This window comes from Aromatoleum evansii (assembly GCF_045689615.1).
Lineage (GTDB): Bacteria > Pseudomonadota > Gammaproteobacteria > Burkholderiales > Rhodocyclaceae > Aromatoleum > Aromatoleum evansii.
In genome coordinates this window covers 4,043,067-4,057,183 of record NZ_CP141259.1, presented here as the reverse complement: position 1 = coordinate 4,057,183, position 14,117 = coordinate 4,043,067, and the positions used below count along the sequence as shown (strand labels likewise).

Below are 14,117 nucleotides of genomic sequence, written 5' to 3'. Positions count from 1 at the left end.
CTCTTCGGTTTGCGGATTTCTCAGGCGCCACGGGCGCCGGCGGCGAGCGGTTCGACCGGCAGGGCTTCAGCGGCGAGCGGGCCGGGAACGGTTGCGTGCGGCGCGGGCGTGCCGGCCAGCGCGTTCACGTCGATGATGATCTCGCCGTCGAGCACCTTGTTCGCGCGCTGGCGGTCGATGTCCTTCTCCCACACGCCGACGACGACGGTCGCGACGCAGTTGCCGATCATGTTGGTGAGCGCGCGGGCCATGCCCATGAACCAGTCGACGGACAGCACCAGCACGAGGCCGATGGCCGGGATCGCGGGAATCGCGGAAAGCGTCGCGGCGAGGATCACGATCGCCGAACCGGGCACGCCGTGCGCGCCCTTCGAGGTCACGAGCGAGATCGCGAGGATGGTGAGCAGATCGACCGTCGACAGCGGGGTGTTGGTGGCCTGGGCGATGAAGACTGCGGCGAGCGTGAGGTAGATCGAGAAGCCGTCGAGGTTGAAGGAGTAGCCGGTGGGGATCACGAGACCGACGGTCGAGTCCTTGATGCCCATGAGCTCGAGCTTCCGCATCACCTGCGGCAGCACGGAGTCGGACGAGGCGGTGCCGAGCACGACCAGCAGTTCCTCGCGCAGGTAGCGCAGCAGCTTGAAGATGTTGAAGCCGGCGAGGCGCAGGATGAAACCGAGCACGCCGACGACGAAGATCGCGCAGGTGACGTAGAACAGGGCGACCAGCATGCCGAGCTGCTTGAGCGAGCCGATGCCGTACTTGCCGACCGTGAAGGCGATGGCGCCGAGCACGCCGAGCGGGGCGAGCTTGACGATGAAGCCGATCACCTTGAAGAACACGTGCGCGAGGCTGTCGATTGCGGCGGTCACCGGCTTGCCGCGTTCGCCCAGGGCGGCGACGGCGCAGCCGAACAGGATCGCGATCAGCAGCACTTGCAGGATGTCGCCCTTGGCGAAGGCGTCGATGAAGGTCGCGGGGATGATCTTCATCAGGAAGTCGACGGTGCTGGTCGCCTGATGCACGCGCTCGGTGAGGCCGCTCATCGCCGAGGCGTCGAGCGATTTCGGGTCGACGTTCATGCCGACGCCGGGCTGCAGCACATAGGCGAGCAGGATGCCCAAGGCGAGCGCGAAGGTCGTGACGATCTCGAAATACACGACCGCCTTGACGCCGACGCGGCCGACCTTCTTCAGGTCGCCGGTGCTGCAGATGCCGTGCACGACGACGCAGAAGACGAGGGGGGCGATGATCATCTTGATCAGTTTGATGAATCCGTCGCCCAGGGGCTTGAGCTGGACCGAGAACTCGGGCCATACGAAGCCGACGACGACGCCAAGGATCAGGGCGATGACCACCTGGCCGAACAGGGTTTTGTGAAAACGTTTGTGCATGGTTCACCTCGCAAACCGGGATGCGGTGGCTGCGTCGCTGCAGCCGCTCTTGCGCCGTGTCGTCCCGGGCCTTTGGTGTGGGTGTCCCGGAGCTTCGGCCATCCGGCTAGCGGTCACGGGATCGATGTGCCCACCGCGGATGCGTTCTCAAATGTGTACTGACATGTTAGATAGCGTGTCACTTATCCGTCAATAAAAATTTCTTTATGGAACGCTCTCGCATGCCAGCCGACATATCCGCTGTTGCGGCACCTGTGTACCATTTGGGGAATCATCGAGAGGGCAGACGTATGAACATGCCGGACGGGGAAGGTTTGCTGCTTGCCGAAAAGGCCTTCAATGCGCTGAAGGCGATGCTCACCGGCGGCCAGCTGCGCGCCGGTCAGTTCGTGTCGATGCCGGATCTCGCGCGCATGGTCGACCTGCCGCTCGCGCCGGTGCGCGAGGCGGTCAAGCGCGCGGAGTCGGCGGGGCTGCTCAACGTGCTGCCCAAGCGCGGTGTCGCGGTGATGGAAGCGACGCCCGATCTGATCCGCGAATACTTCGATCTGCGCCTGATCTTCGACCAGGAGGGCGCGCGGCGACTGGTGCGGCGGGGGGATGGCAAGCGCCTGAGCGAACTGCGCGAGGTGCACCTGCGCCTGCTCGACGCGGCGCGCAATGGCATCACGGCGTCGCTCCAGCGCGAGGCGATGGCCGTGGACTGGGCGCTGCACGGCATGCTTTCCGAGTCACTCGGCAACGCGACCGTGCGCGCGATCTACGCGCAGAACCGCGACCGCATCTCCGTTATGCAGCATTCGCGGCCGCTGCTGCCGGACCGCATCGTGCCGGCGATGGAGGAGCATCTGGTGATCATCGAAGCGGTCATCGGTGGCGACGAACAGGCGGCGGCGGAAGCGGTGCGTCAGCATTTCAACCAGACCCTGCGCTGGTGGGGGATCTTCGTCTGAACCCGTAGGGCGAATGGACGTTGCTGATCGCCTGCCGACCGGGCGCCGACGCTGGGCGCAGGCGCGCTATGCGTCCTGCGCGGCCGACACGCGCCGGCGCCAGGTGGCGGGCGGCAGGCCGACCAGGCGCTTGAACGCGCGCGAGAATGTGGCCTCCGACTCGTAGCCGACCTCCTGCGCGATCGCCGCCACCGTGCGGTTCGACTCGCGCAGCAGGCGCGAGCCGAGCTGGATGCGCCAGTTCGCCAGGTAGTGCATCGGCGGCTCGGCGAGGAGCTGCATGAAGCGCTCGTGCAGGGCCGAGCGCGAGAGCCCCACCTCGCGCCCGAGTTCGTCGATCGTCCACGGGCGGTCGGGGCGCTCGTGCAGCAGCGCGAGCGCGCGTCCGACGTAGCGGTCGCGCAGGCCGGCGAGCCAGCCGGTCGCGTCGTCCGGCAGGCCTTCGAGGTAGCGCCGCGCGGTGTCGACGAACATCATCTCCGCGAGGCGCTCCAGCACGACGTCGGAGCCGGGGCGGCGCTCGGTCGATTCGCGCGCGGCCTGGTCGATCACGCGCGCGACCCAGTCGCCGGCACGCGCCGCGGGCAGGTGCAGCAGGCGCGGCAATGCGGCAACCAGCGGGTTGAAGGGGCGCAGGTCGCAGCCGAGGAAGCCGCACACGAGGATCGTGTCCGCGTCGCCGACCGGCGCCGGCGCGCCCGGTTCGCGCACGCCGCGGTGATAGGCGACGGGCATCGGCCGCGGATCGTTGCGCGTCGCGAACACCCAGTCCGGCTCGATGCGTGCCGGCGCGACGCCCGGCGCGCTCGACATCACGTGCGCGTCGCCCTGCGGGAACATCACGATGTCGCCCGTTTCCAGGCGCGCGGGTGGCAGCCCGCTGACCGCGGCCCAGCCGGCACCGCGTGCGACCATGTGGAACTCGATCACGTGTTCGGCGCCGGGTAGCACCGCAGGCGCGATCTCGCGCGCAGGCGGCGCTTCCGCGGCCCAGTCCTCCCAGCAGCTGACGTAGTAGAACACCGCGCCGCGCAGGCGCACGCAGCGAAGGAGGGCGGAGAGCGTGTCTTGACTCATGGCGATGGACCGCTGGGCGGGGGCAGGGCATGTGCAAAGCCGGACGCGCGAGCAAGTTTGCACGACTCTCAGTGAAGCATCGAAATGCGCGCGGCGAAAGAATGGGCTCGTCGGGATGCGCGTCAAGCCGTCCCGACACGGGGCCGCAGAGCCCCAGATTCCAGCCCACCGACAGGAGACTCACCATGAACGCACCGCTTGCTTCCTGCGTCGCCGCACCGTCCGCGACCCCCGCAGCGCAACCCGATTTCGCCGCGATCAAGACCCGGCAGCAGGCCACCTGGGCGAGCGGCGACTACGCCGTGATCGGCGTGATGCTGCAGGTCGTCGGCGAGTCGCTCGCCGAAGCGGCCGACCTGCGCGCCGGCGAGCGCGTGCTCGACGTCGCGGCCGGCAATGGCAATGCCACGCTGGCTGCGGCACGCCGCTTCGCCGACGTGACCTCGACCGACTACGTGCCCGAACTCCTGGAAAAGGGCGCCGCGCGCGCCCGAGCGGAAGGCCTGCCGGTGCGCTTCCAGGTCGCGGACGTCGAAGCGCTGCCTTTCGCCGACGGCGAGTTCGACGTCGTGCTGTCCACCTTCGGCGCGATGTTCGCGCCGGACCATCAGCGCACCGCGACCGAACTGGCGCGCGTCGTGCGCCACGGCGGGCGCATCGGTCTCGCCGCATGGACCCCCGAGGGTTTCATCGGCGAACTCTTCCGCGTCGTCGGCGCCCACGTGCCGCCCCCGGCCGGGCTGCGTCCGCCCACCCGCTGGGGCGACGAAAGCGCGCTCGTGGAGTTCTTCGGCCACCAGGCGGCGGACATCCGCTGCACGCGGCGCATCTTCAATTTTCGCTACCGTTCGCCGCAGCATTGGATCGACGTCTTCCGCCGCTACTACGGGCCCACGCACAAGGCCTTTGCGGCGCTCGACGAGGCCGGGCAGGCGCGCTTCCAGGCCGATCTCACGCGCCTGCTGGAGTCGCGCAACGTCGGCGGACCGGACTCGCTGGTCGTGCCGGGCGAATATCTGGAGGTGGTGATCACGCGGCACTGACGAGAACGCCGCGTGTGCGTCGCGAGATGAAGTGGCGGGCGCCGGTCCTCGTGGGGCCGGCGCCCGCTGCGCGATCGGGAGCTCGCGCGGGGGGAGGGGGATCAGCGCCCCAGTTCGATGACGCCGGCCTCGTCGAGCCGGACTTCGTCGCAGTTCGGTCCTTCGCCTGCCCGGTCGATCACGAGGAAGTCCGACACGCCGTCGAGCGCGAGCAGCGGGTGGTGCCATACGCCGCGCGCGTAATTGACCCCCTGGTCGCCGCGCGCGAGGAACACCCGCAGGTCCTGGATGCCTGGCGTGTCGCCCGTCGGGGCGACGACGACGAGATAGGGCGCATCCGACAAGGGCACGAAGGCCTGGCTGCCGAGCGGGTGGCGTTCCATCATCTCCACCGTGAAGGGCAGGCGCCGGGGCTGGCCGCGGAAGATCGACACGATCGCGCGGCCGTCGGGCCCCGGGTCGATGTGCGCGAGGTCGTGGTAGCGCTCGGTGTTGCCGCCGTTGATGGTGAAGTGGCGTTGCGCGTCCGCGGTGGCGATCACGTCGCCGAAGGGCGCAAAGGCTTCTGCGGTCAGCGGCTCGACGGTGAGGCGGATCAGGGTTTCGCTCATTTTTTCACTCTCCCCCACAGACGCAGGCGCGAGACGCCGCCGTCCGGGATGATGTTGAGGCGGACATGGGTGACGGGGCCCATCTTCGCGATCTGTTCGGAGAAGCTGTGGATCGCGTCCATCGACAGCTTCTGTTCGGGCAGCAGCACGGGCCAGAACATGCTCTGGGTGATCAGGGACTGGTCGGTGCCGCCCTCGACGAAGGCGGCCTGGATGGAGCAGCGGTCGGGGTAGTTGCCTTTGAAGTGGGCGGTGTCGACCTCGATCTTCTCGATGGTGCCGGCGGCGCCGAGCTGCAGGATGCACCAGTCGTTGCCGGGTTCGCGGCGGCGGCGGGTTTCCCAGCCGTCGCCCATGTTGATGCCGCGCCCGGGCAGGATCAGGTTGGCGGCGGTACCGAAGTGGGCGTCGTTCCACGCCACCGGGCGGCCGCCGTTTTCCAGCGCAACGAGGTCGACGAGCTCGTCACCGCGCCCCTCGAACACGCCCACCGGCTGGCCATACACGCGCAGGCGCGCGATGCCGCCGTCGGGATAGATGTTTACACGCAGGTGGGTGAAGGCGGCGTCGGAGTTCGCGCGCAGCAGGTGATGGCTGTTGCCGGAGAGCGAGGTCGAGGGGAGGATCTCGACCCACTTCGCGTCCTTCAAGGCGGCGGTGTCGTCCGAGTCGCACACGGTGGCCTCGATCGACACGGCCGGGGCGTAGTTGCCGGTGAAGTGGCTGGTATCGACGTCGAAGCCGCGGATGGTGCCCTTGCGCCCGAGTTTCACGAAACACCAGTCGTGGCCGGTGCTGCGCTTCCTGCGCGTTTCCCAGCCGTCCATCCACTTGCCGTTGTCGTCGTACTTGCCGGGGATGAACTGGGCGGGTTCGGGGTTGAGCATGCGCGAGACTTCGGCGAAGAAGTCGTCGGAGGCATACAGCGCCTTGGCGCCGATGCGCGGGTTGGCGAGATCGACCGAACGCAGGGCCCAGTCGGGCAGGACGGCGGGTTCGGCGATGCGGATGCTGCCGGTGTTGTGACTCATCGGATGTCTCTCTGCTTGGTTTGAGGTTGGCGGAGCTGCGGGCGCGCCGGTGGCCGGGCGCCCGCAGCGTGCTGCGTCAGGATGCGGATTCGGTGGCGAGGCGCGGTGCGATCTCCAGTTCGCCTTCGGACACGCTCTGGCCCTTCATCGCGAGGTGGTAGAACAGGGCGCCCAGCGCGCAGCCGATGAACCAGTTGAAGTCGGCCAGCACCTTCGTGCCCGACAGCGTGATCGCGACACCGACCAGCACGGCCGGGGCCAGCGCCCACATCGCGCGCTTGTTCACCCCGTTGTCGTACCAGTAGGCGCCGCCCGGCTTGTCGCTGTAGAGGTCATCGACGACGATCTTCTTGTTGCGCACGAGGTAGAAGTCCACCAGCAGGATGCCGAACAGCGGGCCGATGAAGGCAGCGAGCATGTCGAGCGTGTAGTGGATCACTTCCGGCGAGTTGAACAGGTTCCACGGCGTGATGAAGATCGAGCCGACCGCGGCGATGAAGCCGCCGGTGCGGAAGCTGATGTGCTTGGGCGCGACGTTGGAGAAGTCGAAGGCCGGCGACACGAAGTTGGCGACGATGTTGATGCCGATCGTGGCGGTGACGAAGGTGAAGGCGCCCAGCACGGCGGCCATCGTGTTGTCGATCTTGCTCACGGTCTCGATCGGGTCGGTGATCATGTGGCCGAACACCGGGATCGTGCCCGAGGTGATGACGACGGTGACGACCGAGAAGGCCAGGAAGTTCACCGGCAGGCCCCAGAAGTTGCCGCGCTTCACTTCGTCGAAGGTCTTGCCGTAGCGGGAGAAGTCGCCGAAGTTGAGCATCGGGCCGGAGAAGTAGGACACCACCAGCGCGATCGCGGTGATCATCGGGCCGAGTGCGGACCAGCCTTCGTACTTCACTTCGCCGAGGTTCAGACTGATGTTCTCGGGGCCGGCCTTCCAGATGATCCAGCCGGCGAGGATGAACATCACGACATAGACGGCGGGGCCGGCCCAGTCGATGAAGCGCTTGATCGCTTCCATGCCGTGCCAGAACACGATCGCCTGCAGCACCCACATGATGGAGAAGCCCAGCCAGCCGAGATACGAGAGGCCCGCGAAGCTGTCATGCGCGAGGCTCTCCAGCCCCGGGAAGAAGCGCAGCAGCACGATCGTGAGCGCGGACGAGGCGAGGAAGGTCTGGATGCCGTACCACGCCACCGCGATCAGGCCGCGGATGATGGCCGGTACGTTCGCGCCCCATACGCCGAAGGCCAGGCGGCACGCGACGGGGTAGGGGATGCCGGCCTGCTGGCTGGGACGGGCGACCCAGTTGCAGAAGAGGTTGACGAGACAAATACCGATGATCAGGGACACGAGCACCTGCCAGCTCGTGAGTCCGAGTGCGAACAAACTGCCGGCGAAAACGTATCCACCGACGCTGTGCACGTCGGACATCCAGAACGCGAAGATGTTGTACCAGTTCCAGTTCTTGTCTTTCAGCGGACCGAGGTCCTCGTTATACAGGCGGTCGCTGTAACCCGCCGGCAGGTGCTCTGACATGCTTGTCTCCTCATGGCCGCGGTGTGTTCCGCGGCGGCTACCTTTGTGGATTGTGCGGTCCTACAGCCGTTGAGCCCGGAACGTATAATTTCTCTTATGCGCCCATTAACTGTATCCGTGTTGATATAAAAGTGTATCCAATCGGAGAAGTCAAGAAGTTTCTATTACTTCGCCGGAGGATGCGGGTGGATGTGGGCTTCTGAAAGATGTAACAACAGGCCGGGCGCGCGAGCGAGCTTGTTTGTACTGATTGACGAGTTGTGGATACAAAAAAATATTGAATTGTGTCCAAAGTGATTCTAGGATGTGTTTAACGACGGGCAGGACGCGTCCTGCCCGTGCATGGAGACAATGATGGGAAAACGAGCATCTGCCGAACTGGGAAGTGCGCGCGCCGACGAGGGGCTCGGCGGCAACGGCCGTGACGAGGCGATCTACCGCAATCTGTTCGTCGCAATCGTCGAGAACCACCTCGCGCCCGGCACCAAGCTGCCCGAGGACACGCTGGCGGAAACCTACGGCGTCAGCCGCACCAGCATCCGCAAGGTGCTGCAGCGGCTCGCGCACGAGCGCCTCGTCGATGTGCGCCTGAACCGTGGCGCCTCGGTCGCCCAGCCTTCGGTGGGCGAGGCGCGTGACATCTTTTCCGCACGGCGCATTATCGAATGCGGCGCGATCCCGCAAGTCGTCGCCAAGGCGACGCCGACCGCGCTCGAAACGCTGCGCGACCTGGTGCGCCGCGAGCATGCCGCGCAGGACCGCGGCGACTGGCGCGAGTCGATCTACCTGTCGGGCGCCTTCCACGTCGAACTGATGCGCCTGTCGGGCAACGAGACCCTGACCGACTTCCTGACCCAGCTCGTGTCGCGCTCCTCGCTCGTCATCGCCACCTACGGCTCGCCGCAGACCGCGAGCTGCCGCCATTCCGAGCACGACGACGTGATCGAGATCATCGCCGGCGGCGATGTGGACGGCGCGACGCGCTGGATGGACCGCCACCTGCGCGACGTCGAGCGCACCGTGGTGTTGGTCGAGGAAGAACCCGCCCCGTCGGACCTGAAGAAGATTCTCGAGGAGGTCGCCCAGCGCCGCCCCAAGCTGCGCTGAGGACGTTCTCCCTTATTACAAGGAAGGAGACAGCAATGCTGATACGCGTCATCAACCCCAACACCACCCGCAGCATGACCGAGAAGATCGGCATCTCGGCCCAGCGCGTGGCCGCGCCGGGCACGCGCATCGTCGCGACCAACCCGGACAGCGGCCCGGTGTCGATCGAGAGCCACTTCGACGAGGCGATCAGCGCCGTTGGCGTCGCCGACGAGGTGCGCAAGGGCGAGCGGGAGGGGACGGACGCTTACGTGATCGCGTGTTTCGGCGATCCGGGCCTGCTCGCCGCGCGCGAGCTTACCCGCGCCCCGGTGCTCGGCATCGCGGAAGCCGCCTTCCATCTGGCGACGATGATCAGCACGCGCTTTTCCATCGTCACGACCCTGTCGCGCACCGGCATCATCGCCGAGCACCTGCTGCAGTCCTACGGCTTCGCGCACCACTGCCGGCGCGTGCGCGCGGCCGAGATCCCGGTGCTGGACCTCGAGGACGACGGGGCCTGCGCGCTGAACCGCATCGTCGATGAATGCCGCCGCGCCAAGGACGAAGACAACATCGGCGCGATCGTTCTCGGCTGCGGCGGCATGGCCGACCTCGCCGACGAGATCCGCGATGCGGTCGGGCTGCCCATCGTCGAAGGCGTCACCGCCGCGGTGAAGCTCGCCGAGACGCTCGCGAGCTTGAAGCTCGGCACCAGCAAGTTCGGCGACCTCGCCTTCCCGCCGCCGAAGCGCTTCACCGGGAGGTTCGAACACCTGAGTTCCTGACGCACCCCCAGCCCCGCAGCCGAGACGCCCGCAAAGAGGCGCCCGGACCACATCGAAGGAGACAGAAATGGCTGTTGCACAACAGAAGATGGTTGCGCCCGGACTGGGCGCGGGCGTCGGGGCCGTGGCTCCCGACGCGTCGCAGCACAAGGCGGCCGGCGAGGAATCGCTCGCACCGCAGCAGACGCGCATCATGGACCGCTGGTCCTACCTCCTGGCCTGGCTCGGCGGCTGCGTGTCGATCGGCACCTTCGCGATGGGCTCGAGCCTCGTCGGCCAGCTCAACATGCTGCAGGCGGCGACCGCGATCGCGATCGGCTGCTTCGTGATCGGCATTGCACTCGCGATCAACGGCGCGGCCGGCCACAAGTATGGCATCCCCTTCATGGTCCAGGCGAGGAGCGCCTTCGGCTTCGGCGGTACGCGCTTCCCGGGCTTCGTGCGCGCGGTGCCGGCCGTCGTGTGGTTCGGCTTCCAGAGCTGGATCGGGGCCGGCGCGCTCAACGCGGTGTCCGCCACGATGTTCGGCTACGACAACCTCGTCGTGTGGTTCATCGCCTTCCAGGCGGTGCAGATCGGCCTGTCGGTCTACGGCTTCCACGGCATCAAGTGGCTGGAGAACATCGGCAGCGGCTTCATCCTGTTCGCGTTGATCTACATGTTCTACGCGGTGATCACCAAGTTCGGCGGCGCGATCGACGCGAAGATCACCGGCATCGAAGGCACCTGGGGCCTGCCGTTCTGGGGCGCGACGATGCTCTTCCTCGGCATCTACAGCACCATGATGCTCAACGTCAGCGACTACTCGCGCGAACTGCACAAGGACGTGAAGCCGCGCACGCTGACCACGATCTACTCCATGAGCATCCTGCCGGCGACGCTCTTCATGGGCCTGATCGGCCTGATGGTGTCCGGGGCGACCGGCACCGCCGATCCGATCAAGGTGTTCTCCAGCGCCGTCGACAACAAGCCGCTGCTGGTGATCACGCTGCTCTTCATCGCCTTCGCGCAGGTCACGACCAACGTGCTCAACAACGTCGTGCCGCCCGCCTATGTGCTGATGGACGTGTTCAAGCTGTCCTTCCGCAAGTCCGCCGTGCTGGTGGGGCTGCTCGCCTTCGCGACCTTCCCCTGGGTGCTGGTGAAGGACGAATCGGCGGGCGGACTGCAGGTCTTCGTGCAGACCTACTCCGCCTTCCTCGGCCCGATCTTCGCGGTGCTGGTGGTCGACTACTACATCCTGCGCCGCCGCATGCTGAACCTGCAGCATTTCTACGACGCCGAAGGCCCCTACCGCGGCGTGAACTGGGCCGGCATCGTCGCGACGGCGGTGGGTGCGGCCACGGCGCTGAGCTTCCCGGCGGTGTCGTGGTACGCGAGCCTGCTGCCGGCAGGGCTGACGTACTGGCTGCTGATGAACCACTGGGACGCGTGCAAGCGCTTCCGCGACAACTGAACAAGGTGAACGCAATGAAGATCGATCCGGACTACCCCCGCGACCTCGTCGGCTACGGCCGCAACCCGCCCCACGCGAACTGGCCCGGCCGTGCGCGCGTCGCGGTGCAGTTCGTGCTGAACTACGAGGAAGGCGGCGAGAACTGCGTGCTGCACGGCGACCCCGGCAGCGAGCAGTTCCTGTCCGAACTCTTCAACCCGCCCGCGATCCCCGATCGCCACCTGTCGATGGAAGGCATCTACGAGTACGGCTCGCGCGTCGGGGTGTGGCGCTTCCTGCGCGAGTTCGAGCGCCGCGGACTGCCGTTGACGATCTTTGGCGTGTCGATGGCGCTGCAGCGCCACCCCGAAGTGACCGCCGCCTTCCGCGAACTGGGCCACGAGATCGCCTGCCACGGCTGGCGCTGGATCCACTACCAGAACGTCGACGAGGCCACCGAGCGCGAGCACATGCGCATCGGCATGGAGATCATCGAGCGCATGACCGGCGAGCGCGCGCTGGGCTGGTATACGGGCCGCGACTCCCCCAACACGCACCGCCTCGTCGCCGACTACGGCGGCTTCCTGTACGACTCCGACTACTACGGCGACGACCTGCCGTTCTGGATGGAGGTGAAGAAGACCGACGGCGACACCGTGCCGCAACTGATCGTCCCCTACACGCTCGACACCAACGACATGCGTTTCGCGCTGCCGCAGGGCTTCTCGCACGGCGACGAGTTCTTCGAATACCTGCGCGACGCCTTCGACGTCATGTATGCCGAAGGCGACGAGCGCCCCGCGATGATGTCGGTCGGCATGCACTGCCGCCTGCTCGGCCGTCCGGCTCGCTTCCGCGCGCTGCAGCGCTTCCTCGACCACATCGAGAAGCACGACCGCGTGTGGGTATGCCGCCGCGTCGATGTCGCGCGCCACTGGCGTGAGCATCACCCCTACAGCCCGGCGCGCTGAAGAAAGGCCACGACGCCCGCGATCTCGCGTTCCATGTCGACGAAGGACTCGTGATCGCCGGGCAGGCTCAGGAGCTCGACGGTGCCCGGGCGGGCGGCGGCGAGGATCCGGCGGGCGTCGGCCGGGGGGACGACCGTATCCTGCTCGCCATGCACCAGCAGCACGGGGCAGTCCAGCCGGGTGATGCTGCGCAGCGGGGCAATGTCGTCGAACCGGTGCGCGATGGTGCGCTCCACATGGCCGAGGATGTAGCGCGCGACGATTCCCGGCACGTGCCTGCCGGCGAGCCAGCGGTTCATCATCTCCTGCGGGTGTGCGAAGGCCGCGACGCTGACCACCGCCGCAACGTCGTCACGGCGTGAGGCGGCAAGGAGGACGGCGCCGGCGCCGACGGAGTGGCCCAGCAACGCGATGCGCTGCGGGTCGATCTCCGCACGGCCTGCGAGCCAGTCGCAGGCGTGGCTCGCGTCTTCCGCGAAGCGCGGTAGCGAGGCGAAGCTGTCGGCGTCCGAGAGTCCGTGGCAGCGTGCATCGATGAGCAGCGTCGCGAAGCCGGCACGATGCAACGGGCCGGCCAGCGGCAGCATCATCTGCGCGTTGCCGCCCCAGCCGTGCACGATCACGACGGCGGGTGCGCGGCCCGCCGCCTCGGCGGGGATCAGCCAGGCGTGAAGCAGCCTGCCGTTCGTGGTCGGGATGCGTACCGTCTCGAAGGCGAGGCCTCGGGCCGCCGGGGTCTCCGTCTCGCGGAGGCGTGGCGCGGCGAGGCTCGCCCGTATCGCGTAATGCACCACGGCACGCAGGGTGACGAGTACGGCTGTGGTACCGGCGAGAAGGAGGAGGGCGGTCACGAGCGTAATGGCTGGCTCCCCGAGGTCTCGGAAATCGGTTCACGGTCTCATGGTTGGGGTGTGCAGCACAATTCGGGCGCAAGCGGGATGACGCCGGGGCGCTCATCGGATGCCGTCGTCGAACCCGGGTGGTGTTCGGAAAACCGAATGCACCAAAGGGGTGAGGTTCGGATTTCCGAACGGGTATGCACAACGCGGCGATCGGCTCGTTGCGCATTTCAAGGGCTGCGAGCCTTGCGCGCCGCAGCAAAAAAGCTGGCACGCCGTCTGCAATGGATATGGCCATCGGGATTATTTATCCCGCCATACCAAAGGAGACATGATGCAGCTGCGCAAGCCCCTGAATGCCACCCTGGCCGCCCTGATCACCGCCGGCGCCGTCGCCCTCGTGCCCGCCGTCGCGCAGGCCAACACGCTGCAGAAGATCAAGGAGACCGGCACGATCACGCTCGGCCACCGCGAATCCTCGATTCCGTTCTCCTACTACGACCAGAACCAGCAGGTGGTCGGCTATTCGCAGGAGATGATGCTGAAGGTCGTCGACGCCATCAAAGCCGAGCTGAAGATGCCCAACCTGCAGGTGCGCATGATGCCGGTCACCTCGCAGAACCGGATCCCGCTGGTGCAGAACGGCACCGTCACGATCGAGTGCGGCTCCACGACGAACAACTCCGAGCGCGCCAAGCAGGTCGCCTTCTCGAACACCCTCTTCATCGTCGGCACGCGCCTGATGACGAAGAAGGAGTCGGGCGTGACGGACTTCGAGCAGCTCGCCGGCAAGAACGTCGTGACGACCGCCGGCACGACCTCGGAGCGCCTGCTGCGCAGGATGAACGAGGAAAAGAAGCTCGGCATGAACATCATCAGCGCCAAGGACCACGGCGAATCCTTCCTGACGCTGGAAACCGGCCGCGCAGTCGCCTTCATGATGGACGACGCGCTGCTCTACGGCGAACTGGCGAAGGCCAAGCGCCCCGGCGACTGGGCGATCACCGGCACGCCTCAGTCGTATGAAGCCTACGGCTGCATGATGGCCAAGGACGATCCGGCCTTCAAGAAGGTGGTCGATGCCGCGATCGCGAAGACGATGACCTCCGGCGAGGCCGAGGCAATCTACAACAAGTGGTTCCTTGCGGCGATCCCGCCGAAGAACATCAACCTCGGCTTTCCGATCTCCGACGCGATGAAGAAGCTCTTCAAGGAGCCGAACGACCGCCCGTTCGAGTGATCGCCCGCCAGGCCCGGCCGGCGAACGGGCCGGCTGCCGCCTGAAGCGGAAGCCGGAACTCCCGTTCCCGGCTTCCGCCCCTGAAGCCTCTCCGCCGCTGGCGTCT

The 14,117-nt window shown here is 66.9% G+C and carries 13 protein-coding genes; 7 read left to right on the top strand and 6 right to left on the bottom strand.

What is annotated here, in order from left to right; translation table 11 throughout:
* Positions 1–20 precede the first annotated feature (20 nt).
* Positions 21–1,394 (bottom strand): C4-dicarboxylate transporter DctA, encoded by a 1,374-nt coding sequence (locus U5817_RS18970; protein WP_407278436.1) that lies wholly within the window; start codon positions 1,392–1,394, stop codon positions 21–23.
* 290 nt (positions 1,395–1,684) lie between these two features.
* Here U5817_RS18970 and U5817_RS18965 point away from each other — a divergent pair, with 290 nt between their 5' ends.
* Entirely contained in the window at positions 1,685–2,347 is a 663-nt protein-coding gene (locus U5817_RS18965; protein ID WP_407278435.1) for a GntR family transcriptional regulator, read from the top strand.
* Between the two features lie 66 nt (positions 2,348–2,413).
* Here the strand turns inward: U5817_RS18965 and U5817_RS18960 are convergent, their stop codons facing one another.
* Positions 2,414–3,424: an AraC family transcriptional regulator gene (locus U5817_RS18960; RefSeq protein WP_407278434.1), complete on the bottom strand. Its 1,011-nt coding sequence runs from the start codon at positions 3,422–3,424 to the stop codon at positions 2,414–2,416.
* 185 nt (positions 3,425–3,609) lie between these two features.
* Between U5817_RS18960 and U5817_RS18955 the strand changes: the two genes are divergently transcribed.
* Positions 3,610–4,467, top strand: coding sequence for a class I SAM-dependent methyltransferase (locus tag U5817_RS18955; protein ID WP_407278433.1), 858 nt, complete (start codon positions 3,610–3,612; stop codon positions 4,465–4,467).
* Positions 4,468–4,568: 101 nt separating this feature from the next.
* Here the strand turns inward: U5817_RS18955 and U5817_RS18950 are convergent, their stop codons facing one another.
* From U5817_RS18950 to U5817_RS18940, 3 genes are all read right to left on the bottom strand, one after another.
* Positions 4,569–5,078 carry an ureidoglycolate lyase gene (locus U5817_RS18950; protein ID WP_407278432.1) on the bottom strand — a complete coding sequence of 170 codons (510 nt, stop codon included), beginning with the start codon at positions 5,076–5,078 and terminating at the stop codon, positions 4,569–4,571.
* Positions 5,075–6,109, bottom strand: a complete 1,035-nt coding sequence (alc, locus tag U5817_RS18945; RefSeq protein ID WP_407278431.1) for an allantoicase — start codon at positions 6,107–6,109, stop codon at positions 5,075–5,077. The genes U5817_RS18950 and alc overlap by 4 nt, the downstream gene beginning before the upstream one ends.
* 76 nt (positions 6,110–6,185) lie before the next feature.
* Positions 6,186–7,652 carry an NCS1 family nucleobase:cation symporter-1 gene (locus tag U5817_RS18940; protein ID WP_407278430.1) on the bottom strand — a complete coding sequence of 489 codons (1,467 nt, stop codon included), beginning with the start codon at positions 7,650–7,652 and terminating at the stop codon, positions 6,186–6,188.
* Between the two features lie 354 nt (positions 7,653–8,006).
* Between U5817_RS18940 and U5817_RS18935 the strand changes: the two genes are divergently transcribed.
* The 4 genes from U5817_RS18935 (at position 8,007) to puuE (ending at position 11,932) form a co-directional block, all read left to right on the top strand.
* Entirely contained in the window at positions 8,007–8,759 is a 753-nt protein-coding gene (locus tag U5817_RS18935) for a GntR family transcriptional regulator (protein WP_169130618.1), read from the top strand.
* 35 nt (positions 8,760–8,794) lie between these two features.
* The gene (locus U5817_RS18930) at positions 8,795–9,526 is read left to right on the top strand and encodes an aspartate/glutamate racemase family protein (protein WP_169130620.1); all 732 of its coding nucleotides are present in this window, start codon (positions 8,795–8,797) and stop codon (positions 9,524–9,526) included.
* A 67-nt stretch (positions 9,527–9,593) separates the two neighbouring features.
* A complete protein-coding gene (locus tag U5817_RS18925; protein ID WP_407278429.1) occupies positions 9,594–10,982 on the top strand; it encodes an NCS1 family transporter in 1,389 nt (462 codons plus the stop codon).
* Between the two features lie 14 nt (positions 10,983–10,996).
* The gene (gene puuE, locus U5817_RS18920; protein WP_407278428.1) at positions 10,997–11,932 is read left to right on the top strand and encodes an allantoinase PuuE; all 936 of its coding nucleotides are present in this window, start codon (positions 10,997–10,999) and stop codon (positions 11,930–11,932) included.
* Here the strand turns inward: puuE and U5817_RS18915 are convergent.
* The gene (locus tag U5817_RS18915) at positions 11,914–12,783 is read right to left on the bottom strand and encodes an alpha/beta hydrolase (protein ID WP_407278427.1); all 870 of its coding nucleotides are present in this window, start codon (positions 12,781–12,783) and stop codon (positions 11,914–11,916) included. The genes puuE and U5817_RS18915 overlap by 19 nt on opposite strands.
* A 319-nt stretch (positions 12,784–13,102) precedes the next feature.
* Between U5817_RS18915 and U5817_RS18910 the strand changes: the two genes are divergently transcribed.
* Positions 13,103–14,011, top strand: coding sequence for a glutamate/aspartate ABC transporter substrate-binding protein (locus U5817_RS18910; RefSeq protein WP_407278426.1), 909 nt, complete (start codon positions 13,103–13,105; stop codon positions 14,009–14,011).
* Positions 14,012–14,117: the final 106 nt, after the last annotated feature.